At 63.4% G+C, this 845-nt stretch carries 1 protein-coding gene; it reads left to right on the top strand.

Annotation, left to right across the window (positions count from 1 at the left end):
* Window positions 1-36: 36 nt before the first annotated feature.
* Window positions 37-845 (top strand): hypothetical protein (locus WS91_RS37730; RefSeq protein WP_269435328.1); only part of this gene is annotated, 809 nt, incomplete at its 3' end.

Raw genomic sequence — 845 nt, 5'->3', positions numbered from 1 at the left:
GTGGTGCTGAGGCCGGTGGACAGCGAGCCGATACCCGTGGAGGTCGACGTGGACAGCGACGCGACGTTGCTGTTGGTGGTGCTCAGGCCGGTGGACAGCGAATCGACGCTGGTCGAAGTCGACGTGGACAGCGAGGCGATCGAGCTGTTGGCCGAGCTGAGGCCGGTCGAAGCCGACGTCGAGAGCGATGCGACGTTGCTGTTGGTGGTCGACAAGCCGGTCGACGCAGAGGTCGAGAGCGAAGCGACGGAGCTATTCGCCGAGCTGATGCCCGACGAGGCGGAAGTCGACAGCGAGGTCAGCGAGCTGTTGGTGGTGCTGAGGCCGGTGGACAGCGAGGCAACGTTGCTATTGGTCGTCGAGAGTCCCGTCGACAACGAACCGATGCCGGTCGACGTCGAAGTCGAAAGCGAAGCGACAGTGCTGTTGGTGGTGCTCAGACCGGTCGACAACGAATCGACGCTGGTCGAGGTCGAGGTCGAGAGCGAAGCGACGGAGCTGTTCGCCGAGCTGATACCCGACGAAGCGGAAGTGGACAGCGAGGTCAGCGAGCTATTGGTGCTGCTCAGGCCACTGGACAGCGAAGCGACGTTGCTGTTGGTCGTGCTGAGGCCCGTCGACAACGAGCCGATGCCGGTCGACGTGGAAGTCGACAGTGAAGCGATCGAGCTGTTGGCCGAGCTGAGGCCGGTCGAAGCCGACGTCGAAAGCGATGCGACGTTGCTGTTGGTGGTCGACAGGCCGGTCGACGCAGAGGTCGAGAGCGAAGCGACGGAGCTGTTCGCCGAGCTGATACCCGACGAAGCGGAAGTGGACAGCGAGGTCAGTGAGCTGTTTGTGGTGCT

Origin of the sequence: Burkholderia sp. MSMB1498, from assembly GCF_001526245.1 — a bacterium.
GTDB lineage: Bacteria > Pseudomonadota > Gammaproteobacteria > Burkholderiales > Burkholderiaceae > Burkholderia > Burkholderia savannae.
The sequence above is the reverse complement of the archived record's forward strand: the minus strand, read 5'-3'. Positions and strand labels throughout refer to the sequence as shown.